19 protein-coding genes and 1 riboswitch are annotated in these 25,845 nt (G+C 36.5%); of the genes, 9 read left to right on the top strand and 10 right to left on the bottom strand.

The window, feature by feature from the left end; translation table 11 throughout:
* The first annotated feature begins 131 nt into the window (after positions 1-131).
* Positions 132-1,847 carry an IS1634 family transposase gene (locus ACYUJ6_RS02485; RefSeq protein ID WP_461844303.1) on the top strand — a complete coding sequence of 572 codons (1,716 nt, stop codon included), beginning with the start codon at positions 132-134 and terminating at the stop codon, positions 1,845-1,847.
* A 129-nt stretch (positions 1,848-1,976) separates the two neighbouring features.
* On the opposite strand, the gene ACYUJ6_RS02480 is transcribed toward ACYUJ6_RS02485, so the two are convergent.
* Positions 1,977-2,840, bottom strand: coding sequence for a DegV family protein (locus ACYUJ6_RS02480; protein WP_461844302.1), 864 nt, complete (start codon positions 2,838-2,840; stop codon positions 1,977-1,979).
* Between the two features lie 65 nt (positions 2,841-2,905).
* A complete protein-coding gene (locus tag ACYUJ6_RS02475; RefSeq protein ID WP_461844301.1) occupies positions 2,906-3,862 on the bottom strand; it encodes an AEC family transporter in 957 nt (318 codons plus the stop codon).
* A 153-nt stretch (positions 3,863-4,015) separates the two neighbouring features.
* Between ACYUJ6_RS02475 and ACYUJ6_RS02470 the strand changes: the two genes are divergently transcribed.
* Complete coding sequence (locus ACYUJ6_RS02470; RefSeq protein WP_461844300.1) at positions 4,016-5,779, top strand: glycosyltransferase family 39 protein; 1,764 nt, start codon at positions 4,016-4,018, stop codon at positions 5,777-5,779.
* Positions 5,780-5,940: 161 nt separating this feature from the next.
* Positions 5,941-6,813, top strand: coding sequence for a UTP--glucose-1-phosphate uridylyltransferase GalU (gene galU / locus ACYUJ6_RS02465; protein WP_461844299.1), 873 nt, complete (start codon positions 5,941-5,943; stop codon positions 6,811-6,813).
* A 54-nt stretch (positions 6,814-6,867) separates the two neighbouring features.
* On the opposite strand, the gene hemL is transcribed toward galU, so the two are convergent.
* From hemL to ACYUJ6_RS02440, 5 genes are all read right to left on the bottom strand, one after another.
* Positions 6,868-8,142 carry a glutamate-1-semialdehyde 2,1-aminomutase gene (gene hemL, locus ACYUJ6_RS02460; RefSeq protein WP_461844298.1) on the bottom strand — a complete coding sequence of 425 codons (1,275 nt, stop codon included), beginning with the start codon at positions 8,140-8,142 and terminating at the stop codon, positions 6,868-6,870.
* Positions 8,143-9,414, bottom strand: a complete 1,272-nt coding sequence (gene hemA, locus ACYUJ6_RS02455; RefSeq protein WP_461844297.1) for a glutamyl-tRNA reductase — start codon at positions 9,412-9,414, stop codon at positions 8,143-8,145.
* A 123-nt stretch (positions 9,415-9,537) separates the two neighbouring features.
* Positions 9,538-9,706: riboswitch (cobalamin riboswitch) on the bottom strand.
* 145 nt (positions 9,707-9,851) lie between these two features.
* Positions 9,852-12,212 (bottom strand): glycosyltransferase family 39 protein, encoded by a 2,361-nt coding sequence (locus ACYUJ6_RS02450; protein WP_461844296.1) that lies wholly within the window; start codon positions 12,210-12,212, stop codon positions 9,852-9,854.
* Between the two features lie 11 nt (positions 12,213-12,223).
* Complete coding sequence (locus ACYUJ6_RS02445; protein WP_461844295.1) at positions 12,224-12,643, bottom strand: GtrA family protein; 420 nt, start codon at positions 12,641-12,643, stop codon at positions 12,224-12,226.
* Entirely contained in the window at positions 12,627-13,595 is a 969-nt protein-coding gene (locus ACYUJ6_RS02440; protein WP_461844294.1) for a glycosyltransferase family 2 protein, read from the bottom strand. Before ACYUJ6_RS02440 ends, ACYUJ6_RS02445 begins: the two co-directional genes overlap by 17 nt.
* 200 nt (positions 13,596-13,795) lie before the next feature.
* Between ACYUJ6_RS02440 and ACYUJ6_RS02435 the strand changes: the two genes are divergently transcribed.
* Together ACYUJ6_RS02435 and ACYUJ6_RS02430 are read left to right on the top strand one after the other, a co-directional pair.
* Positions 13,796-14,473 (top strand): response regulator transcription factor, encoded by a 678-nt coding sequence (locus ACYUJ6_RS02435; RefSeq protein ID WP_461844293.1) that lies wholly within the window; start codon positions 13,796-13,798, stop codon positions 14,471-14,473.
* 2 nt (positions 14,474-14,475) lie between these two features.
* Positions 14,476-15,684 (top strand): sensor histidine kinase, encoded by a 1,209-nt coding sequence (locus ACYUJ6_RS02430; protein ID WP_461844292.1) that lies wholly within the window; start codon positions 14,476-14,478, stop codon positions 15,682-15,684.
* 101 nt (positions 15,685-15,785) lie between these two features.
* Here ACYUJ6_RS02430 and ACYUJ6_RS02425 read toward each other — a convergent pair whose 3' ends face one another.
* The 3 genes from ACYUJ6_RS02425 to ACYUJ6_RS02415 form a co-directional block, all read right to left on the bottom strand.
* Positions 15,786-17,000 carry a M20 metallopeptidase family protein gene (locus tag ACYUJ6_RS02425; RefSeq protein WP_461844291.1) on the bottom strand — a complete coding sequence of 405 codons (1,215 nt, stop codon included), beginning with the start codon at positions 16,998-17,000 and terminating at the stop codon, positions 15,786-15,788.
* Between the two features lie 32 nt (positions 17,001-17,032).
* Complete coding sequence (gene carB, locus ACYUJ6_RS02420) at positions 17,033-20,242, bottom strand: carbamoyl-phosphate synthase large subunit (protein WP_461844290.1); 3,210 nt, start codon at positions 20,240-20,242, stop codon at positions 17,033-17,035.
* Between the two features lie 240 nt (positions 20,243-20,482).
* Positions 20,483-21,532 carry a carbamoyl phosphate synthase small subunit gene (locus tag ACYUJ6_RS02415; RefSeq protein WP_461844289.1) on the bottom strand — a complete coding sequence of 350 codons (1,050 nt, stop codon included), beginning with the start codon at positions 21,530-21,532 and terminating at the stop codon, positions 20,483-20,485.
* A 436-nt stretch (positions 21,533-21,968) separates the two neighbouring features.
* Between ACYUJ6_RS02415 and ACYUJ6_RS02410 the strand changes: the two genes are divergently transcribed.
* Genes ACYUJ6_RS02410 through ACYUJ6_RS02395 form a run of 4 tightly spaced genes read left to right on the top strand, consistent with a single transcriptional unit; the run spans position 21,969 to position 25,673 of the window.
* Positions 21,969-22,940 (top strand): HlyD family secretion protein, encoded by a 972-nt coding sequence (locus ACYUJ6_RS02410; protein WP_461844288.1) that lies wholly within the window; start codon positions 21,969-21,971, stop codon positions 22,938-22,940.
* Positions 22,941-22,961: 21 nt separating this feature from the next.
* Complete coding sequence (locus tag ACYUJ6_RS02405; protein WP_461844287.1) at positions 22,962-23,615, top strand: HlyD family secretion protein; 654 nt, start codon at positions 22,962-22,964, stop codon at positions 23,613-23,615.
* A gap of 14 nt (positions 23,616-23,629) precedes the next feature.
* Positions 23,630-25,219, top strand: a complete 1,590-nt coding sequence (locus ACYUJ6_RS02400) for a DHA2 family efflux MFS transporter permease subunit (protein ID WP_461844286.1) — start codon at positions 23,630-23,632, stop codon at positions 25,217-25,219.
* Positions 25,191-25,673, top strand: a complete 483-nt coding sequence (locus ACYUJ6_RS02395; RefSeq protein ID WP_461844285.1) for a MarR family winged helix-turn-helix transcriptional regulator — start codon at positions 25,191-25,193, stop codon at positions 25,671-25,673. The genes ACYUJ6_RS02400 and ACYUJ6_RS02395 overlap by 29 nt, the downstream gene beginning before the upstream one ends.
* The last annotated feature ends 172 nt before the right edge of the window (positions 25,674-25,845 follow it).

The following is a 25,845-nucleotide window of genomic DNA, read 5'->3' as shown; positions in this document are numbered from 1 at the left end:
TAACTTAACCTGGATTCATTGATTTTACTGGCGAATTCGGGGATTTTTATTTTCGTTTTTCGTCATATTTTACTAGCGCTCTATGTAGTATTGTGATATAATTAGTATTATATGTGTGGAGATGATTGTTTATGTACCTAAAAAAGACTCCTTCTAGCAATGGCAGAATTCGGTTATCCATTGTAGATAGTTACTATGATAAAACTAAAAAATGTTCCCGGCAGATAACTGTGGAATCTTTAGGATTTCTCGACGAATTAGAAAAAGAATATGATGATCCAATCTCTTTCTTCTCTGCACGTGTTGAACAATTAAAGGAAGAAAAGAAATGTAAAAGAGCTCCAATCACTTTTGTATTTCATGATGCTGATACAATCGAGCAAGATGTTACCTTGCGTAAAAATTTTGGATATACTGCGTTAAGCAAGATTTATCATGAGCTTGGCATACACACTTTCCTTACCAACAGACAACGTCATACTAAGGACAATTATGATGCTGATACAATCATGAAACTCCTTGTTTATTCAAGGCTTTTGAATCCTGCTTCAAAAAAGAAAACTTTTGAGAATAAAGATTGGTTCTTTGAAAAAGATAACTATTCTCTTGATGATGTTTATCGTTGCCTTACCTTTTTTAACAAGCATAAAGAGAGTCTCCAATTTTGGATCAACAATAAAATCAAAGAACTCTATGGAAGAGATACCAGTCTTATTTACTATGATGTAACCAACTACTACTTTGAAACTGATAAAATGGACAACCTCAGAAAAAAGGGAGTATCGAAAGAACACCGACCAAATCCAATTGTACAAATGGGGTTATTTATAGACAACAAAGGGCTTCCCATTACCTATGAGCTATTTTCAGGAAACACTAATGACTGCCTTACCTATCGACCTAATTTTGCACGTATCAAGAAGGAATATAATCTTGGCAGGGTAATAACGGTGGCAGACAAAGGCATGACTACTGGCGACAACATTTGGTATACGACTCATACTCCTACAAAAGATGGGTATGTATTCAGTATGTCTGTTCGCGGTTCTGACAAAGAATTAAAACAGTATGTATTAGCAAAAGAAGGATATGAATGGCTAGGCACAGAATACAAGAGAAAATCTAGATTATACCCAAGAACAATTCAGATAACATCATCTAACGGAAAAAAATTAAAAAAAGTAGTACATGAAAAACAGGTAGTATTCTACAGCGAAAAATATGATAAACGTGCTAAGGCTGAGCGTGCTGCCGCACTTGCAAAAGCACAGGACTTAATCTCAAATCCGGGTTCTTATACAAGGGTTACTTCCTATGGTGCAGCTAAATATATAAAAAACATTAACTTCGATAAAGAAACTGGAGAAATCTTGAAACCAACACAACTTCTAAAATTAGACATGGACAAACTAGAGGAAGAAGAAGCTTTGGATGGTTACTATGTCATTGTAACTAGTGAATATAAAGAATCTGATGATAAAATCATTGATATGTACCGAGGGTTATGGAAGATTGAAGAATCTTTCCGAGTAACTAAAAGTGACTTAGAGGCAAGACCAGTTTTTGTATCCACCCAAGGGCATATAGAAGCACATTTTTTAATCTGTTTCGTTGCTCTGGTGATTGCAAGGATACTTGAGATGAAAACAGGAAACAAATATAGTATTGGAAAACTACTAGAAACTTTGTCAAAAGCTGAATGCAGCTATGTTCAGCAGAATTATTACATGTTTGATTATTTCAATGATATATTAAATGAAATTGGAGTTATTTCTAACATTGACTACTCCAAAAAGATACGAAGTTTAGGTGAGATAAAAAAAGTTTTAGCATCTACCAAAAAATGATTTATAACGCTATGATTCTCTGACAAAAAAGAATACCCGCTAACCAGCATGTTTACTGGCCTAACGGGTATTTTTTATTCGTTTTTGCTGCAAAACTTAGGTTTTATTAATTATAACTATTTACATTTGTTAAGTCAATGGCCATGATTTTTCTTTATAACATATTCCCACGGTTCCGGGTCCGGAATAAACTCCTACTATAGGGCTTATCTGTCCTATCATATATGCATTTTCCACATTGTGTAATTTGGAAATTCTATTATAAACATTTTCTGCATCTTCCTGCGCATTGCCATGAACTATATATACATCACAGGGAGATTTGCCCAAAAACTGCCTGCCTATATCTATCATTTTACTTAAGGATTTTTTTCTGCCCCTTACCTTGTCACGGGTAAAACATATCCCTTGATTATCATCAAAATATACTATGGGTTTTATATCCAATACTTCACCTATGGTTCCGGATATTCTTCCTATACGTCCTCCCTTTCTGGCATATTCCAGTGTTCCAAAAACAAAAAGGAAATGCATTTTACTTTTTATTTTTGGTATATAATCTGCAATTTCACTAAAGCTCCTACCCTGTTCAATGAGATTTCCGCATTCCTTTAAAATAATTCCCTCTCCCAGGGAAGTTGACTTGGAATCATAAATATATGTGACTAATTTTTTATGCCTTCGGCTTACCATTTTCAGTGCATTGTATGTACCTGAAAGTCCGCTGGAAATTACCACGGCTATCACATGGGTATAATTTTCTTTTTCCAGCTTATCAAAAGCCCTTTCCATATCCTCTATTGAGGGCAGGGAGGACTTGGGAATTTCAATGTTCATATTATCGTATACTTCTTTTGGAGTAATCTCAATTTTATCTATATATTCCCTGTCTTTATATATAATTCTAAAGGGTAAAATACTTATATTATATTTTTTTATGGTTTCATAATCTATGTCACAAGCAGAGTCCGTTAAAAGTGCAATCTTTTCCATAAAGCTCCTCCTTTTACTCCTACTTAACCTAAATTATATCATATTAAAGGGAAAATATTCAAACTCTAAATAAAGGAGAAACTTTTAAGCAGGTATATACCTATAAATATTGTAAAAACGGAAAAAAATGTGCTTAAAATCACCACATCACCTGTAAGTTTATAATCAGAATTCATTTCCTTGGCCATTACATAACAGGAAACTGCTGAAGGTGCAGAAAACAATATGAATATGGCTCCTAAATCATATTTCCTAAATCCCAGTAAAAATGCAAGTGTCACCACTACAGAAGGAATTACTATAAGTCTTCCCACTGTAGCTATTACAGAGTATTTCAAATTTTGTTTCACACTCTTAAATTCAAGCTGGGCACCCAGGGTTATAAGGGCCAGGGGCGTACCCAATGAAGCCACGTCAGAAACTGCCCTTTCCATAAATAAAGGCAGCTTAAAAGAAAACAGCTGCATGACTATACCTAAAAATGATGCTATAATCAAAGGGTTCCTTATTACGCCAAAAAGAGTGTATTTAACTCTACTTCCTATACCGCCCTTTCCACCTCTTTCGTCAAAGGCTGCCAAAACCGTAACAGCAAGGAAATTATAGGTGGGAATAGCTATGGGAAGTAAAAGAGAAATGGGCCCCATGTGTTGTTTTCCAAGCATGTACATACCCATTGGAACTCCGAGAAGCACAAAATTGCCCCTGTATATGGTATGAATCATGGCAGAAGCTCTCTTTTTATCCTTTATAAATACTGGAACAATAATCCAAAGTACTGCTACAGATCCGGATATACACAAAAATACAAATAACATAAGCTTAACATTGACTATATCACTCAATTTAGATACATATATGTTTTCAAAAAGTAATGTGGATAATCCAACTCTAAAGTTAAATTTAACAGAGGCACTTACAAATTTTTCATCTATCAGTCCCAATTCTTTTATAAGATATCCCAGTGCAATTACTATAAATATAGGCATTATTACATTAAAACTAAAAACCAAGTTATCCAACTATCCAACCCCCATGTCCATACAAGAGCTTGTGTTAAAAATTGTAATTACAATCCTGCTCTTTTTAAGATTATCTTAAGATTCATCCTGGAAAATATATATATAACGATTATACAGCTATACTAAATTTCATGAAAGGGGTCTTGGAACAACATGGAAAGAATACTTTCAAAGAAAGGTCTATTCAAAATAATTTTAATTTTTCTGGTATTTCTATCTTTATTATTATGCCTTTACAGTATAAAAAATTATAAATTCAATACACCATCTCAAAATATGACAAGACAATTTAATCAGTTTAACGGCAATACGGGAGATAAGGTCAGAAACCAGAATTCAACCGGTGAAAGAAATAATGGAAGCTTTGCAGGCAGAGACAGAAAAATATCCGGCAGCAATTCACAAGGTCAAAACAAAAATAATGGAAACTTTACAAGGGGAGATCAGAAAGTATCTGGCGGCAATTCACAAAATCAGACTAAGAATGCTGGAAACCTAACTGCACCTTCAGGTGATACACAAAATCAAAACAAGGGAGGGAACATGACAAGGCCTGGAGTAAAAGGTGAAAATAGATTTGTTTCTTCAAACAACAAATTTGCACCATTTCTCACTGTATATCTGGCAGTATTTCTCGTGCTGTGTGTCACGTTCTATTATTTTTTTATCCGAAAAAATATGAAAACAGATGCTAAGGATACTAAGATGCTTATATTTTCAATGCTTTTAATAGGTTTGCTCTTGAGAATTACATTATCCACCCTTATGGAAGGCTACGGTGGAGACGTAAGTTTGTTCAAAAGCTGGGCCTCCTCCGCAGCAAACAGTTTTTCTCAGTTTTACATAAATTCTAAATCCAGCGACTACCCGCCCCTTTATATATATGTGCTTTTTTTAATCGGCAAGACAGCAAGTATAAGTTCAGTAAGTCCATACTATACTCTCCTTCTAAAACTCCCATCCATAATAGCGGATGTGGCTACTGCCTACTTGATATATAAATTGGCTCGAAAATATCTTCCTTTAGAGATAAGTGTTTTTCTGAGTGCATTTTATATTTTTAATCCTGCTGTTTTTATAGATTCTGCCCTTTGGGGACAGGTGGATTCATTTTTTACGCTGTTTGTAGTACTTGCCTTTTTATTATTATCGGAAAAGAAAACTGTTTTTTCTTCCATATTGTTTACCTGCTCAGTACTTATGAAACCTCAGGGGATTATATTCCTCCCCGTGCTTCTCTTTGAACTGGTACGTGAAAAGAGCCTGAAGCTTCTATTAAAATCTATAGCTGCAGCTCTTGCAGCAGCTTTGATAATCATAATTCCATTTTCCTTTAATCAGAATATACTGTGGATTTTTAAATTATATTCAAATACCATATCCGAATATCCTTATGCTTCTGTAAACGGACTTAATTTTTTTAATTTAACAGGAGCAAATTATGAAAAGAATTCAAGCATATTTTTCATATTCAGCTATAAGATCTGGGGAATGGCTGCAATTATTGCAATTACCCTATTTTCATGGATAATCTACGCCAAGTTGAAGAGCAGAACAATGGCTTTTTCCTGTGCACTTGTTCAGATTTCAGGAGTTTTTACTTTTTCTACTGGAATGCATGAAAGATATTTATTTCCCGCTGCTGCACTGTGCATTTTGGCTTTCATCTATTTAAAGGATAAAAGATTTCTCACATTGTTATTGGGATATACCATCACCATCTACGGCAACATTTACCATGTACTCTTTGGAGCTCTGGGGCGTATGAATTCCAATTCACACAGCCTGATAACCGATGGGATTTCCCTGTTGAATATAATCCTGTTTTTTTATCTGGCAAAGATACTTATGGATATTGCTTTTAAAGGAAAAACCTATGCTATTTCAGGCAATAATGAACCATTACACAATATTTAAACTTAGTTTACATTCAGCATGGATTTTTTAAGGGGCTTTTAAGGTTAAAAAGCAAAAATTATTAATAAGGAAGTTTTTTATCTTAATATATATACTTACACAGTCAACATAGAGAGGAGTGAATATTTAATGGGGGCACGGCTTTCCATTAAAGCTAAAATATGAGTATTAAAAAAGCAATAATTCCCGCAGCTGGCCTGGGAACAAGGTTTTTGCCAGCTACAAAGGCCCAGCCTAAAGAAATGCTGCCCATAGTTGATAAACCCACTATTCAATATATAGTTGAAGAAGCAGTATCTTCCGGTATTGAGGAAATATTAATAATTACAGGTAAAAACAAAAGAGCCATTGAAGATCATTTTGATAAATCTGTTGAATTGGAAGATGAACTTGAAAGAAGCAATAAGGTGACTTTGCTGAAGCTGGTTCAAAACATATCCAACATGGTAAACATATATTATATAAGGCAGAGGGAACCACGGGGATTGGGTCATGCCATAAGCCTGGCTAAAAGTTTTATAGAAGACAAACCCTTTGCAGTTATGTTGGGGGATGACATAGTTGACAGCAAAATACCTTGTCTTAAACAATTGATGGATTGTTATGATAAATATAATGGATCCATTTTAGGAGTGCAGCCTGTAAGTGAAAGCATGATTCCCAAATATGGTATTGTAAGCGGAACAAAAATTGAAAATCTGGTTTACAGAGTGAATGATCTGGTGGAAAAGCCCAAAATCGAAAAAGCTCCTTCAAATATTGCCATTCTGGGAAGATATATAATAACCCCAGAGATATTTGAAATTCTTGACAAAACCAGACCGGATAAAAATGGAGAAATACAGCTGACTGATGCATTGAAATTCCTTGCAAAAACAGAACCCGTGTATGCTTATAATTTTCATGGGAAAAGATATGATGCCGGGGATAAATTGGGATTTTTAGAGGCAAACATACACTATGCCTTAAAGAGACAGGACTTAAAAGAAGAACTCATGGATTATCTGGCCGGCATAAGGGAAAAGTCTGTTTAAACAACCTGATAAAATAGAGGTGGATTTGTGTAAAAATCAAATCCACCTCTATTTTTAAATTTCAAAGGTATTAAATGCTTCCAGGAATCTATCAATATCCTGATCAGTATGTTTTACATTTAAAAATACAGCTTCAAATTGTGAAGGTGCAATATAAATACCCTTACTTATCATATGTTCAAAATACTTTGCAAAAATACCTGTGTCACATTTTTTAGCGTCCTCATAATTTCTAACCTCTGAATTTTTCGTGAAAAACAGTGCAAACATGGCTCCGCACCTGTTGATTACAACAGGTAATTTTTTCTTTTTTACTATATTCTTTACTCCCTGTTCCAATTTTTTACCTAATTCTTCAAGATGGACATAATACTTCGGGTGTGTGTGGAGTTTTTTTAATGTAGCAAGTCCTGCCGCCATTACCACAGGGTTTCCGGACATAGTTCCAGCTTGATAAACCGGCCCCAGGGGCGAGAGTTTCTCCATTATGTCTTTTCTGCCGCCATAGGCACCACAGGGAAGTCCCCCTCCTATGATCTTTGCAAATGTAGTGATGTCGGGCTTTATGCCATAAATACTTTGAGCACCCTTGTAAGCCACTCTGAATCCGCTCATGACTTCATCAAAGATAAGAAGACTTCCATTTTTATCACAAAGTTTTCTAATGCCCTTTAAAAAGTCTTTATCTCCTGGAATTACACCCATATTCCCGGCTACAGCTTCAATTATAACAGCTGCAATACTGCTGCCCTGTTTTTCAAAAAGCTTTTCTACACTTTTCAAGTCATTGTATTGAGCCACAAGAGTATTTTTTATGCTGTCTTCAGGGACTCCCGCACTGCCCGGAATTCCTTCAGTCATGACTCCTGATCCTGCATCAACCAAGAAATCATCAAAGTGTCCATGATAACATCCGGCAAATTTTATGATCTTGTTCCTTCCCGTATAACCTCTGGCAAGCTTTACCGCACTCATGGTAGCTTCTGTACCCGAATTTACCATTCGGAGCATTTCCACATTGTCCACAGTTGTGCATATATGTTTAGCCAGATCCAATTCAACTTTAGTATTGGCTCCAAAGGATATGGCATTTTCACAGGTGTTTTTTATGGCATTTACCACATCTTCGTCACAATGTCCTAAAAGCATGGGACCCCAGGAGCATACAAAATCTATGTACTCATTGCCATCTTCATCATAAATATAAGCTCCCTTTCCCTTTTTTATTACAGGTGGATTTAAGGGTACATCCTTAAATGCCCTGACAGGGCTGTTTACTCCCCCAGGCATATATAATTTGGATTCATTGAATATATCATCACTTATCATCTATTTACATCTCCATTCTTTATTTTGCTGTAAATCACTATTATAATCCCGCTTTAAATCATTATCACAGCTAGGAGGAAAAAATATTCTATTTATCATTTTCAGACACTCATCTTCTCTTCCCTTAAGTTTTTCTTCCTTCAGCACTTCTATTGCCCTGTCTACATAAACTCTGGCAGTGCTGTTTATCATTGTGCTTACAAGTGCTTCATTGTCTTTTGTATATCGTTTGTTCTTAAAAGTCTGTATTCTTTTATTGCAGATTTCATTACCATATTTTTTTATCCTTTGTATTTCAGGTGAAAGTTCATCCAAAGCCTGCCATTCCATAAATTTGTTTATATAGTCATCCACAATATATTTGTATCTCAGCATCTTTTCTTTTCTCATGATTTTATTTCTTTCATCCATCTTGCTTATGCTGTCAATATCATAGAGCTGGATCTGAGGCAAATCCGAGACACCTGTATCAACATCTCTGGGCACCGCCAAATCAAATACAAGTAATTTTTTCCAGGGAATATCCTCTTTTGAAATTATTGTATGCGGTGCAGAAGTACAGCTTATGATACAGTCTACCTTATTATAATAATTTTTTCTCTCTTTGAAAGTTATAAATTTAACCCATTTGTAATCATAGCATAAATTTTTGATCTTATTCAAGTCACGGACTACAATATATACCATTTCTGCATTGGAACTTTCCAGATACTTCAGCACCAGCTTGCCGATTTCCCCGAAACCAATTATCATATACTTTCTGCAGCCTTTATTTAATGCCTCCCTTACCGCTATGGACGGAACCGATACAGGTATTTTATACATCTCACAGATACTTTTGAATTCCTTTCCACAGGCTATGGCATTTTGAAACAACCTTTCAAGACCGCCTTTTATAGTTTTAGCTTTTACCGCTGCAGTATATGCATTCTTGATTTGTCCTAAAATTTGATCTTCGCCCAGAATTTTTGAATGGAAACCACAGCTGACCTCTATTAAATGTTTAACGGCCTCACTGTCTTCAGCATAAAAAGTATAGGGAATAAGTCTGCTGTCCCAATCCAATCCTTTAAATACTATATTCACTACATCTTCCCTGGAAAATTTTGATTCCATATATATTTCTGTTCTATTACAGGTACTCAATATTAAGACATTTTCCAGAAATTCATGGAGACATTTTAATTTACCTTCCAGCTTTGAAGCTATAATGGAAAACCTCTGCCTGATTTCAATATTACATTCACTCTTTATTCCAATAAGCTGTACCATTTTCATCACTCCCGTTTAATAAAAAAATCCTTTTAACAAAGTGTCAAAAGGATTTTTATAATCAATACATATTACTGTAAAAATAGTTCATCAATATCAAGCCCCCTCTATCACTTGTAGAGTTAACGGTGCGAAGTATAGACAGGTCTTCTGACTTAAGATTCATTATTTAAGTATGCCTTCTCCGTTTCTCAAGTGGCCCATATTGCTTAAATTCATCTAATACAGCTACAGGATAGTTCAGGATTTTTACCTGATTCCCCTTTAATTAACCTACACTTATTATTAGATTTTATCTTAATTATAACATTATCAAGGAAAGAATCAACTCTCATTTATCAGCAAGGGTGCATATTTCTGACACAGTTTTCAGGAAATATATGGAATGGGGTCAGACCCCATACCAAAATTTGGAACGGGGTCTGACCCCCCTTCCATTATTTTACAGTGCCTTGTAAATCATACAGTGTCTGGGAATTCATTCCCATTCCTCCAAATCCATTTTGACCTGAATTCTGAACTTTTCCGCTTTCATCTTTATTTGTGCCTGCATTTTTATTCGCGTCTCCATTGAGTTCATTAGATTGTTTGTTGCCATTATTAGATTCTTTGTTGCCATTACCCATTTGACTATTCATTTGAGCGTTATTGAAGTTTCCCTGAATGTTTCTATTTTCCTGACTGCCGGATGTGGTATTCTTCCACTGGTTTTCCGGAACAGCTTTACCGTTTTTCTCAACCCAGCTCATTATATCATCTGAATCTCTTCCCATTCCTCCTGTAAGCACATATCTTATTTCGCCTTTTTTAACAAGCTGCTTGAATTCACTTAAGGAAAGTATTTTATCGGATCCTGAGAATCCACCAAGAGGCATCACGCTTTTACCGCTTTCAATTATCATGCCGGCACCAGTATTGGAGCTGGAGACCACAAGAGCATATCTCTCATTTTTAACATGGCTGTCAAGGAATTTTATTAATTTTTCATTTGTATTGCTGAGTCTGCTGCTTCCTCCCATACTCCTCATGCCGGCATTGCCGGATCCGCTGCTGGATAGGAGTTCCAATCCTGCAGCAGGCATGCTTCCATTTACACCATGAGTTACAGCAGCAGAGGATCCAATAGCAGGCGTTATCAGTATTCCTATAAAAGCAAGACTGGCAAGCACCCTGGCAAAATTTATATTTCTGCCTTGATTTAAGCTTTCTCTCTTTATTATCCTGTAAATTATCAGCAGCACAGAAGAAGCAAGACACATCACTGCAGCTGCTGTGATTATACCTTTAAATACAGCAGGTATAGTAGTGTTAAAATAGGATAACATGAGCAAATCCAGCAGCCCTTCTAAGATAAGGGATACAGGCAGAAGCAACCATTTCCTTATGCTTTCTTCTTTGTACAGCTTCCACATGGAAGTAAGGCCTATACCCGATAAAGCTGCAATTGGAGGAGCCATCATAGTCAAATAGTACTGATGAAACAGACCCCTAGTATAGCTGAAATATATAAATTCCGGAACAAGCCAGAGGATCCACATTATTAAATCCAATTTCTTTCTATTATTAAAAGGAAATCTGAGTTTTTCCACTATTGCTGCAGCAATAAATCCCAATATGGATAGTGGTAAAAACCAAACTATCTGATCCGATAAAATATTTTTAGAGAACAGTCTTGTAATGCCTGCTGTAGTCTGACCTCCAAAATTTCCTGAAAGCCCGTTGGCCCCGCCAGGTCCGCCGAAGCCTCCTCTTTGTGTTCCTCCCATTCTCTTTTCAAAAGACATCTGTCCTGAATTTCCTCCATTTTTCTGAGAGGATCCGCCAGTTCCTCCAGGGACCTGCATCTGAGGCATTCCTGACCCCTTACTACTTCCACTCATGTTGGCATTTTTTGTTCCAGAAGAGCTTCCAGTTTTGAAGCCATTCATTTGTCCCTGTTGCCATTTTCCTCTTGCTTCTCCCCGGGTGTTTCCATTTCCTCTTCCCATGCCGCCGCCCATACCGCCATTGCTGCTGCTGAGCCTTTCCAATCCATTGTGTCCGAATATAAGCTCCATAACAGTGTTATTTGTACTGCTTCCTACGAAAGGTCTGTTTTGGGCAGGAACCAGGTCCACAGCTACTGCCCAGGACAGAGATACTGCAGCAAGCACAATTGTACTTATAACAAGATGCTTTAGTCTCTTTTTCACAGGTGCAGCCGAAGAAATCAAATATGTTATATATATGGCAGGAATTATCATATATGCCTCAAGCATCTTTATATTGAATCCCACCCCTACAAGAACAAGGCTTATTAAAAGATATTTAAATCTTCCCTTTTCTGCGGCCTTGGACAAAAACATACAGGCAAAAAGCAGTGTCATAACCAAAAGGTTGTCTATGGTATTGTTCCTGCTGGCTGCTACGAAAACAGGCGTGATTGCAAGACACAGCGCTGAAATAAATGCTGCCGTTTTTCCAAAGGATCTTTTAACTATATAATATAAAAGTCCAACGGATATCACTCCTGCAAGAGCCTGGGGAAGCAATATGCTCCATCCCTTGAATCCAAATATCCTGGCGGATATGGTCTGTATCCAGAAACCCAGAGGAGGCTTGTCAATAGATACAAAGCCCCCCGGATCAGACGCTACAAAGAAAAAGTTCTTAAAATTCATAAGCATGCTTTTTACACCAGCTGCATAATATTCGTTTCCATATCCTTCTATACTTAAATTTGCAAAATTCAATATTGCAGATATAACCAATACCACAGATAGTCCAAATTTTTCTTTTGTAAATTTTATATTTTTCATAATTTCACTCCTTAATTAAACACCCATAATTTGTATAATAAAAAATTTATTGCCTGGGCTGCAAGTGTTACAACTATTTTTGACACATATATATTAAAATTAAAATTATTTACTAAAAATTTCATGAGCAGCACTGTTATAAAAAGTGATACAACATTGACTAAAATAAATTGTATTAGTTCATAAACATATTTTTTATCCGAGTTTTTATATTCAAAAGTCCATTTTTTATTAAATACAAAACTATTTGCAACTCCACAGCTGTAACCTATAATCTGACTTGTGGTATAATGTAATCCAATTGCACTCTGACACAGGGTAAAAACAGCAAAATCTATTACCGTATTCAATACACCTGTAGCGGAAAACCGGCTCAGCAATTTAAGTCTTCCATTAAAAATAAAATTCATGCTTTTAATCAACTGACTCATTTTCCTTCTCATCACCTCTTCTATTTATTATGTTTTCAATAATATAATTGGGTCTTCCCCTGCTTTCATCAAAAATACGACCTATATACTGGCCTGCTATGCCCATGCAGGAAAGCACAATTCCAAACATAATGAAATCAATAGATATGACAAGCTGAAAATTTACCACATCCATGCCGTGAGATATACATTTTATAAAATTTATTATAATCAGAACTATTCCTGCGAAAAATGATACTGCTCCCAAGTATCCTGAAATTATAAGAGGTTTATAGGAAAATGAAGTTATGCCGTCAAAAGCCAATTTAAACATTTTTTTAAAGGGATACTTAGTATCTCCTGCAAATCTTTCATGTCTTACAAATTCCACATAAGTTTGCTTATATCCAATCCAGCTTACAAGCCCTCTTACATACCTGTTTTTTTCCGGCAGAGAGTTTAAAGCATCACATACCTTCCTGTCTATAAGCCTAAAATCTCCGGCATCCACTGGTATATCAATACTTGTCATACTCTTTAAAATTCTGTAAAAGGCCCCTGCTGTAAATTTCTTAAAAAAAGACTCTCCCTCTCTTTTGGCCCTTTTTCCGTATACAACATCATATCCTTCCTTCCACTTTTCAATCATCTCAAGCATAATTTCAGGAGGATCCTGCAAATCTGCATCTATTACAATAACTGCCTTTCCTTCTGAAACCCTCATGCCGGCAGTTATGGCAGGCTGATGCCCGAAATTTCTTGAAAAATTAACAAGCTTTATATTATCATCTTCATTGCATATCCTTTCTGCTTTTTCACGGGTTTTGTCAGAACTTCCATCATTTATAAATATAATTTCATAGCCTTCCCGGGTGGTATCCATAACTTTTTTCAATCTACTGTAACTTTCTTCAATAACCAATTCTTCATTATATAAAGGTACCACCACGGAATAAATAATATTTTGCTTCATTTCACTCACCTCAATTTAATATCAAATTTTTAAGGATTTGATGTAATTATAATTTTGAGGTTTTAACCTTAAAAAACTCTTAAAAAAACAACAATAAATGTAAATTAAATTTGAACACTGCAACCTGTTTGAATCATATACCTTTAAAATCCCTTATCCATAGCGTATAATCATACTATAATCAATAAAGAGGTGAAATTATGAGATTGCTTTTAATTGAAGACGAGGTCATGCTTTCAGATGCTCTTGTATACATTCTCAAGAAGAACAACTACAGCGTAGATGCAGTCTATGATGGAGTCAGCGGTGAAGAAATGGCTGAAACTCAAATATATGATGTGATAATATTGGATAGAATGTTACCTGGTAAAGACGGTATGGATGTCCTAAAACATATAAGAAAGAATAAAATTCAAACTCCGGTTATAATACTGACAGCCATGGACTCTGTTTATAACAGAGTTGAGGGACTGGATAATGGAGCAGACGATTATTTAATAAAACCTTTTTCCACAGATGAACTGCTGGCCAGAATAAGAGCCCTTGGCAGGCGGCGCCTGGACTTCATCCAGGATGAAAATATCAAATTATCCTCTTTAATTTTTGATCCTATGAAGGGTGAAATCCAGTGCAATGGAAATAAAATAAAACTTACTGCAAAGGAATCCCAGCTTCTGGAATTACTGGCACGGAACAAGAATCAGGTATTGTCCAAGGATCAGATTCTGGACAGAGTATGGGGCATAGACTCCAATGTGGAAATGAACAATAATATTGAAGTATACTTTTCCTACCTGCGAAAAAAGTTAAGAGAACTCAACTGCAATGTAATCATTGAAACAATCCGGGGTATTGGTTATTGTTTAAAAGAGGTTTGATCATGTTTAAAAAATTAAAAATGGAACTGGTTTTAATCAATTTGATACTTACAAGCCTGGTGCTCATCACCATATTTTCAGGAATATACATATTGATGGACAAAAGTTTTGACCATTCTTCCTATATTCACATGATGAAGACAGCTGAAATGGAAAACATCCCCCCTATTCAGCCGCCAAATAAAAATATGACTTCCTCGGAGAGTTTCTTTATAAAGGTGGATAGGTCAGATAATATATTAGAAGTGTCCAATAATTATAATTTATCCAATAAAGCTTCTGCAGATATACTGAAAAAAGCTTTTAAAAATAAAAAGGAAAAAGGCAATATAACCTACGGAAACTTTGATCTTAGATATATCAAGGTTCCTAAAAGTTATGGCTTTATAATAGTTTTTCTTGATAAATCCCCCGACAATGAGGTATTGCATCGTTTAATCATCATATCAGTGACCATATGTGTAATAAGCCTGGTGATGGTATTTATCATAAGCCTGTTTCTTGCCAACATATCCCTGAGGCCAATTATAAATGCATGGCAAAAACAGCAGGCATTTGTGGCAGATGCTTCTCACGAATTACGTACGCCCCTGGCAGTTATAACTACAAATTTGGATATAGTTCTGGGAAACAGCAGTGAAACTATAGAAAGTCAGAATAAATGGCTTGGAAATATTAAATTGGAGACAAGTAGAATGACTAAACTCATAGAAGATCTCCTGTTTCTTGCCAGATCCGATTCCCCACAAAAAGCACTGACCTTTTCCAATTTTGATCTTAGTGCTGCAGTTGCCCAATCCATAATACCTTTTGAGGCAGTTGCAATAAAACATGGAATACACCTGACCTCTCATATTGATCCCGGAATAACTTTTTCAGGAAATGAAGGGCGTATCAAACAGCTTATGGCAATTTTAATTCACAATGCCATAAAACATACTCCTGCTGAAAAATCCATTGAAATAAGCTTGTATAAAATAAAAAGCAGGATTGAGATAACAGTAACGGATACAGGAGAGGGAATAGCTCCGGAGCATTTAGAAAAAATCTTTGAGAGATTTTACAAAGTGGATAAATCCAGGTCCAGGAGCAACAGCGGTAATTTCGGCCTGGGACTTTCCATTGGTAAATCAATAGTTGAAGAACATAACGGAGACATAAGCGTATCCAGTACTTTAGGTGAAGGATCCACATTCAAGGTCATCTTTTAAGATCAATTTTTAAGGCCATCTTTTAACTTTCCTGAGGTTATTCCAAATTTTGGTACGGGGTCAGACCCCCTGACATTTTTTGTCAGGGGGTCTGACCCCGTTCAAAATTTTTCCAGCAATTTTAAAGCTGCATTGCTCATGACTTCCATGCCATAAACCATGGCATCTTCATCTATATCATATTTGGGATGATGCTGCGGATAGATAATTCCTTTTGCATGGTTGCCCACACCTACAAATATGAAACATCCCGGTATCTTTTGTAAGTAATAGGAAAAGTCCTCACTGCTCATAAAGGGAGGTATAGGATGAGCCTTATGTCCCACCATTTCCCTGCCTGCTTCCAAAACAATACTGGCAACTTTAGGATCATTGTCAACTACATAAGTGCATGTATTCTTTTTAATCCTGCAATGAGCCCCTGTCATTTCACTTATATGCTCCACAATTTTTTTGATGTGTATAAAAACCTGTTTGCGCACTTCTTCATCCAGAGTCCTGATAGTTCCCTTCAATATGGCCTCCCCTGCTATGGCATTGTAAACACGGCCTGAATTAAAGACACCTACAGATACGACTGCCTGTTTCATTGGATCTATATCTCTTCCAACAATTGTATTCAATGCAACTACTATTTCAGAAGCAGTTAATATGGAATCCACTGCCTGCTGAGGCATTGAGGCATGTCCTGCTTTTCCCTGAATGCTTATTTCAAATTCATCACTTGCCCCCATCATAGGACCGGCTGATATTCCTACAGTTCCCATTTTAACAGGCTGCCACAGATGAGCTCCTATAATGGCATCTACGCCATCCAGTCCCCCGTCTTTTATAATGGCATCTGCTCCTGAACCATCAGCCACCTCTTCTTCACTTGGCTGAAATATAAATCTTATACTGCCATGAATTTCATCACGGATTTCATATAAAATTTTTACAACTCCCAGCAGCATGGCCATATGTCCATCATGTCCACAGGCATGACATGCGCCCTTGTTCTGGGACTTGTATGGTTTATCGCACTCGTCATCTATAGCCAGGGCATCCATATCAGCACGAATTGCTATAGTCCCAGTCCTGCCGGTACCGGATTTTTTACCTTTTAAATCTGCAATAACACCAGTTCCACCGGCTTTTCTCACATTCAGTTCTTTTAAAGTGCTCAATACTTCAATAATCTTCTTTTGAGTGTTAAATTCTTTTTTACTGAGTTCCGGATGGATATGAAAATACCTTCTCAATTCCACTACTTCAGAATAATACTTTTGTACCAGCTTCTTTATATCATCTGCTTTTCCTTCTTTTACTGCGTTCACAATAAAAACCTCCTAAATTATATAAAATTGATCTAATAGTCACTTTCGGAAAAAACCTCCAGGTTTATATTATCCATATTTTTTACCATTATATTAATCATGGCCCTAAAAGTGTCCAGAGAAGTTATAACCTCTATATTCCTCTCTACAGCTGCTCTTCTTATATGAAACCCATCCCTTGTTGAATCATTTCCTTTTGTAGGAGTATTTATAACTAAATCCACTTCTTCATTCTTTATAACATCTATTATATTAGGTCTTTCTTGGTTCATCTTTCTGACTTCTTTAACTTCAATATGATTATCTCTCAAAAGCTTTGCCGTATTTTTAGTAGCTATAAATTTAATACCCAATTTATGAATTTTCTCTGCTATAGGCAGAAATTCATTTTTATCATGATCTCCTATGGTAGCAAGTATAACCTGATTTTTCATATTGGAAAACATATCTGCTGCTATGAATCCTTTATAAAGTGCTCCTGAAAGCGTAGTTGACACTCCCAATACTTCACCGGTGGATCTCATCTCAGGTCCCAGGGAAACTTCCACATTGGGAAGTTTTTGTGTGGAGAATACAGGAACTTTCACAGCCACTATATGAGGTTCTCTTGAAATTCCAACTCCATATTCCATATCCTTAAGCTTTTCCCCCAGCATTACCCTGGTGGCAATATCAACTATTGGAACCCCGCTGACCTTGCTTATATATGGAACTGTCCTTGAAGCTCTGGGATTCACTTCTATTACATAGAGATTTTTATCATATTCTATAAATTGTATGTTTATCATACCTTTTATACCTATACCCAAAGCCAATTTTACAGTATAATCCAGTATCTTTTTCTTCATGTCATCACTTATATTTTGACTGGGATACATGGTTATGCTGTCTCCGGAATGCACCCCTGCTCTTTCCAGATGCTCCATAATTCCAGGCACAAGTACATCCTCACCATCACATATGGCATCTACTTCTATTTCTCTTCCCATAAGATATTTGTCTATCAATATGGGATTTTTCCTGTCCTTTTGAAAAGCCATGGACAGATAATAAGTGAGCTCATCTTCATCATAAGTTATTTCCATGCCCTGTCCTCCCAGCACATAAGAGGGCCTTACAAGTACCGGGAATTTCAGTCTTTCTGCTTCCTGCATTCCCTCTTCCACAGACCATACACCTTTTCCCTTTGGTCTCTGAATATCCAGCCTTTGCAGCAGTGAATCAAATTTTTCCCTGTCTTCCGCCATGTCAATCTGATCCGCCGTTGTACCCAATGTGACTATTCCCTTTTCCTTTAAAAATTCTGCCAGTTTTATAGCAGTTTCTCCCCCAAATTGAAGTATGACTCCATAGGGTTTTTCTTTGTCCAATATACTGAGCACGTCTTCTTCCGTTATGGGCTCGAAGTAGAGTTTATCTGAAATATCAAAGTCAGTACTTACAGTTTCAGGGTTGTTGTTTATTATAATAGTTTCTATATTGAGTTTTCCCAGCATTTTTATACAGTGTACGGAAGCATAGTCAAATTCTATACCCTGGCCTATTCTAATTGGACCTGAACCTATTACAACAACTTTTTTATTGGATGAGACCTGAACTTCATCATATTTTTCATAAGTAGAATAATAATAAGGCGAAAGGGCTTCAAATTCACCTGCACAAGTATCCACCATTTTATAGGAGGGTGTTATGTTCCATATCCTTCTCAGCCTGTAGATTTCGTCCGGAGAAACTTTAAGCATATCTGCCATTCCCTTGTCCGAGAATCCCTTCCTTTTAAGTATTTCAAGCCAGTGCTTATCCAGATTGTCTATACTGCTGGATTTTAATTTTTCCTCTTCATTTATTATCCACTTGAACTTGTGTATGAAAAATTTATCCATGCCAGTGATTTCAGCCAGTTTTTCCATTTTGTATTTTCGCCTTAAAAGTTCTGCCAGTGCAAATATTCTCTGGTCGTCAGGATATCTTATCCTGTCCTTGAGCTCTTCTATGGTAAATGACTTAAACTTTTTATAATCCAGTGAATAAGCACCCAGTTCAAGGGATCTTACACCCTTCAGGAAAGCAGCTTCAAAATTACTGCCTATGGCCATTATTTCACCTGTAGCCATCATTTTTGTACCAAGTTCTCTTTTGGCATTTTCAAACTTGTCAAAAGGCCATTTTGGAATCTTTATTACCACGTAGTCCAGGGAAGGCTCAAAACATGCATAGGTCTTTTCAGTAACTGCATTTTTTATTTCATCCAGATCATACCCCAGGGCTATTTTGGCTGCCACTTTCGCAATAGGATACCCTGTAGCCTTGGAAGCAAGAGCGGATGAACGGCTGACCCTGGGGTTTATTTCTATAACTGCATACTGGAGAGAATCAGGATTCAACGCCAGTTGTACATTACACCCGCCTTCTATTTCCACTTCATTTATTATTTCAATTGAAGCAGTCCTGAGCATCTGATATTCCTTATCAGACAATGTCTGGCTGGGAGCCACTACTATGCTGTCACCGGTGTGAATTCCAACGGGATCTACATTTTCCATATTACACACAGTTATACAGTTCCCCGAACTGTCCCTCATTACCTCATACTCTATTTCCTTCCATCCTTTTATACTTCTTTCCAGAAGTATCTGTCCTATGGAACTGAGTTCAAGTCCCGATTCAAGTATGGTTTCAAGCTCTTCTTCAGTATATGCTATTCCCCCGCCGGTGCCGCCAAGGGTATAGGCAGGCCTGACTATTACCGGATATCCTATTCTGGCTGCAAATTTTTTTCCGCTTTCCACGTCAGTTATGATTTCACTTTCCACTACAGGCTGGTTTATCTTATTCATTGTTTCTTTAAACAATTCCCTGTCTTCACCTTTTTTTATGGATTCTATAGATGTACCTATTATATTCACATTATATTTTTTAAGTATGCCACTTTCATGCAGTTTCAATGCAAGATTCAAAGCTGTCTGTCCTCCCATACTGGCCAAAAGGCTGTCAGGTCCTTCCTTTTCTATGATTTTTTCCACAAATTCCACTGTAAGCGGTTCTATATAAACTTTGTCCGCCACTTCCCTGTCCGTCATTATAGTAGCAGGATTGCTGTTTACAAGTATTACCTCCACTCCTTCTTCTCTCAGGGATTCACAAGCCTGGGTTCCAGAATAATCGAATTCAGCTGCCTGTCCTATGATTATTGGTCCAGATCCTATTACAAGTACTTTTTTAATATCTTTATTTAAAGGCATAAGGCCCCTCCTTTTAATTTACAATTGACAATGCACAATTCACAATGCACAGTTGACAATGCACAATTTGCAGTTCACAGTTCGCAATTGATAGTTCTCAATGGGCAGTTATGGTTGATTTTTAACTTAACAAATTGTATCAGATTCTAAATTCAGTTGATTTTCAGCCTCTGCCGAAAATCTCCACCAACTCTTCACTCACTATTAACTATTAACTCTTCATTATTAACTTTTAGCTGATTAAAGTGCATATTTTATAAATTCATCAAATATATAGCTGTTGTCCTCCGGTCCCGGGCATGCTTCCGGATGAAATTGTACGGAAAATATAGGGAATCTCTTATGTTTCATTCCCTCTATGGTTCCGTCATTTAAGCTTACATGGGTCACTTCCATACCTTCAGGTAATTTATTTACATAATATCCATGGTTTTGAGATGTTATTCTGACTTTACCATTTATCAGATCTTTCACAGGATGATTACATCCCCTGTGTCCAAATTTAAGTTTTGCCGTAGTTCCTCCCATGGCCAATGCCAAAAGCTGATGCCCAAGACATATGCCCACAATGGGTTTCTTGCCTATAAGCTTTTTTATATTTTCTATTTCATAGTCCAAATCACCAGGATCTCCCGGACCATTTGATAAAAATATCAAATCCGGATCAATTTCCAGCACATCCTCTGCTTTAGTCCCTGCTGGAAATACCGTCACACAACATTGCCTGTCTACAAATGCCTTTATCATGCTCTTTTTAATGCCAAAATCCAGAACTGCTATACTTTTCCTGCCGCTTCCCACTGTATATTTTTCCCTGGTGCTTACTTCAGATACTGCATTTTTATTGGAAAATGATCCAATTGTATTTTTTACAGTATCAAAATCCAAATTTTCTTCAGTTATGATTCCCTTCATGGTACCCCTGGATCTGAGTACTTTTGTAAGCTCCCTGGTGTCAATTCCGGAAAGTCCTATAATCTTGTTTATCTTAAGGTAGTCATCCAGTTCCATTTCCGACTTGAAATTGCTGGAATAATTACATATTTCCCTTACAATAAGACCTTTTACTTTGGGCAGATCCGATTCCAGATCACCTAGATCAACTCCATAATTTCCTATAAGGGGATAGGTCATGGTTACTATCTGACCATAATATGACGGATCTGTAAGTATTTCTCCATAACCTGTCATTCCAGTGTTAAACACAACCTCCCCTATACTATCCTTCAAATATCCAAAAGCTTCTCCCTGAAACGTATTGCCGTTTTCCAATATAAGTTTTGCTTTCATAAATTACCTCCTGTATTTTTACAAGCAAAAATACACTTATTTATTGCAGAAAGCAAAAAAGGCAATAAAAAAATTTTTTTGAAAACAATTTTTTTATTGCCGTATTTCCTACAATTATTTATTTTTTTTAATATAATAAAAATTTTATCCACAATATACCTCTTTCTGGCCTCACGGGACCAATTTAAAGTGTATTTCCTACTCAAAAACTTTGTTTAGTTAATTTTAATTAAAATATGAATTCATGTCAAGTCCCCCGGATCATATTATCCATATATTTTAAAAACCTTTGCCAAAACACAGTTATCATACTAAAAATAACTGTCATAATATGCTTGAACATGAAAATAATTAGTAATATAATAGATATAGTTTCCATGCAAACTATATCTATACAAACTATATCTGTACGAACTATATTTACAAGGAGGTAAAAATGAAAAGATTTATTTTATTTTGTCTAACTGCACTAATGCTCTTAAGCGGATGTTCTTCTACTAATAGTACAAGCAATTCCAGCAATAAAAAAATTCAGACAAATGCCAATGACCAATTTCTCATGGGCGGGAAAATCGCAACAAACGAACAGGCGGACATAACATCAAAGATCTCTGCAAAGGTTTCTGAAATATCCGTTGACTTAGGTTCAAAGGTAAGTGAAGGAGATATTGTCATTAAACTGGATACAAAAGATCTGCAGGGACAGGTGGACCAGGCTCAGGCAGCTGTGAATACTGCAAATGCAAATTTGACAAATGCCCAGAACAGCACACGACCGGAACAAATAGCAGAGGCTCAGACTGCTGTAAACAATGCAGCTCAAAGTTATCAGACAGTTAAAAAAAATTATGATCGTATACAGTCTTTAGTGAACGCAGGGGCATCCACTGAACAGGAGCTGGATTCTGCACAACAGCAGCTTTCCGCTGCAGATGCACAATATAAGACTGCCCAGGAGCAGCTGGATATGCTGAATAATGGTCCTACCCAATCCAGTATAGATGTTTACAAGGCTCAAGTAAATCAGGCTGAAACTACCCTGAAAACCGCACAGACAGCTCTCAGCAATTCTATTATAACTTCACCCATTTCCGGAACAGTAAACGCAAGAAATATCAATGTAGGTGACATGGTGGCTCCCGGTGTAACCCTTCTTTCCATAATAAATTCCGGCAACTTATATGTAAATGCCTATGCTCCTCTTGATATTGTAAGCCAGCTTAAAGAGGGACAAGATGTTATTGTAAAAGTGTCTGAAATACCGGATAAAGAATTTAAAGGTAAAATAACTGTTATAAACTCAAATTTGAGTTCTGAGAGCAGGGATATCCTGGTGAAGGTAACTCTAACTGATAAAGATCCACAGCTGAAGCCCGGGATGTTTGCAGAAATCGGGTTAAAAAAATAAGGAAAGAAGGTACTTTTAAATATGAAAGGAAAACGGAAAGGATTAATTATATCTATACTAATAGTCATTATAGCTGCCCTTGGAAGTATAGGACTTTATTATTGGTATGAAAATACCTATTATGTTTCAACGGATGACGCAAGGGTAGATGCTGATTTAGTAAATGTAACTCCACAGATCAGCGGGAAATTGTTGGAGCTCGATATAGATGAAGGAGACAGCGTTGTAAAAAATCAGATACTGGCCCGTCAGGAAATGACAAATATTCCGGATTCAGGTGTAGACGAATCCCTTATAAGATCTCCTATAAGCGGTATTATAATCAAAAAACAGGGAACTGTAGGTGAAATCTGGTCTCCAGGTCAGACCCTGGCTACGGTTATAGATCCAAACAAGCTTTACATAACTGCCAACATAGAGGAGACCAAACTTGGAAGAATAAAAATCGGGCAGCCGGTGACCATTACAATAGATGAATATGGTTCAAAAAAATTTACAGGTAAAATTAAATCCGTGGGAGAGGCAGCTCAATCTGCACTGTCAATCATTCCATCCACCACCAGCGGTACTTTTACAAAGGTAGTACAGAGAATACCCATAAAAATTTCACTTGACAAATTCAATAATAAGATACTTCCAGGTACCAATGCTGTTGTAAAGATTCACATCAAGTAATGAGGTGATGTATAATGGAAGAAAAGAATAATGAACTCATTTACAGCTGGCTGGCATTAATTGTCGTAGTAATAGGTACCTTTATGTCAATACTGGACAGTAGTATAGTAAATATTGCCATTCCCAAAATGATGGCTGTTTTTGGAGTATCCATGGATGATTCAAAATGGATACTTACAGCATATACCCTGGCCCTGGGGGCAATTATACCCCTAACCGGATATCTGCAGGACATCTTTGGTTCTAAAAAAATATATATGTTCGCATTGTCAATGTTCACCCTGGGATCCATGTTGTGCGGATTCGCCTGGAATAATACTTCAATGATATGTTTCCGTATTATTCAAGCCATTGGCGGAGGCATGATAATGCCCGTGGGAATGACCATAATATATGAACTATTTCCCAGGGAAAAGATAGGTCTGGCTCTTGGGATCTGGGGAATAGCCTCTATGGCAGCACCTTCCATAGGCCCCACCCTAGGCGGGTATATTATTGAAAAAATGGACTGGAGGCTTATTTTCAATATAAATGTTCCCTTCGGTATTATAGGGGTAGTGCTTGCTGCTATTTTATTGAAGGACTCAAAAAAAATGGCTTTTAAATCCTTTGATATAATAGGTTTTTTATCCTCTACCATAGGCATAGTTAGTATATTATACGTACTGGGTGAATGGGTTTCCATTGACTGGGGGGAAATTAGATACCCCATGCTTCTTACCCTGGGATGTTTAAGTCTGGTGCTGTTTGTGGTGAATGAACTCACCCATCCCAATCCCCTGCTGGATCTGCGTATTTTTAAACTATTTGATTTTAGTATCAGTCAAATCATAACTTCCGTATTGACACTGGCACTTATGGGAGGAGTATATGTACTGCCCCTGTTCCTGCAAAATATAAAAGGTTATACGTCAATGGACACAGGCCTTGTAATGCTGCCTGCTGCCCTGGTAATGGGAATTTTAATGCCCATAAGCGGAAATTTATTTGATAAATTTGGTGCAAAGCCAATTGCAGTGCCCGGCGTTGCAGTATTAGGCATAAGCTCTTATTATCTTTCAACTTTAATCAACATGAATTCCTCAAAATCAGCAGTGATAATTGCCCTATGCATAAGATCCGTTGGTATTGGACTTGCCATGATGCCAATTAATACTGCAGGAATGAATGTTGTACCTGGAAACCTAATAGGAAAAGCTTCTGCCCTTTCCAACACCATAAGGCAGATAATGGGTTCTGTGAGCATAACTATAATGTCCATGATTATACAGGGAAAAACCAATTACAATTATCTAAAGCTGTCTGAACAGATAAATGTTTACAATACTGCCTCCAACAGTACTGTAAATATACTGACAAAAACATATATGTATGATGGTCAATCACAGGGAACAGCTAAAATCTCGGCACTATCTTCACTGACTAAAATGATTCAAGGACAAGCCACTGTAGATGCTATGGCATACGCTCTTGCTGTAACTTCCATTATAGTGATTTTTGCTGTAATATTGATCTTGATGATGAAAGATAAAAGAATTCCTAAAAAGGTAAATAATAAAAGGGAGTTGAAAAAAAATGAAGGAGGATCCATTACAGCAGAATGAAGAATTAATAGCAAAACAGTCAGATGAGATAATCAAGATTTTTAAAAATATAAGCAGTGTTCTTAAATGCAAATTTCAGGAATTTGCAAAACAGTACGGCTTTACGGCACCCCAGCTTGCAGTTATATTCCACGTATATAAAATGCCCGGCATAACCCTTAATGAATTGAGCAATCATCTGATGCTGACAAAAAGCACCGTATCAGGCATAGTGAACCGCCTGGTTAATCAGGGCATAGTGATCAGAGAAATTCCCAAGAATAATAGAAGAATTGTAAAGCTGTCTATTTCTGAAGACTTTAAAAAGAACAATGATATAATAGGAATAAAGAAAGCTTTTATTTCCCAATGTATATCATACAGCATAAGAAATATAGACCCAAATAAAGCAGATGAAATTATCGAAACACTAAAATATTTTAGTTTATTGTTAGCTGAAAATAGTTTCAGATAACTGCTGCAGGGGTAATTATTTGCCCCTGCAGCATCATTGACAAAACTTCAGTAAAGCAATATAATATGCAATAAACAATACTTTATCACATTAATGATTTACACTTTTATACTCTAAAATTTAAATATACTCCTTTTTAATATTCCTTAAGATTTTAATATACATAATAACT

Source organism: Clostridium sp. JNZ X4-2, assembly GCF_054889485.1.
The sequence above is the reverse complement of the archived record's forward strand: the minus strand, read 5'-3'. Positions and strand labels throughout refer to the sequence as shown.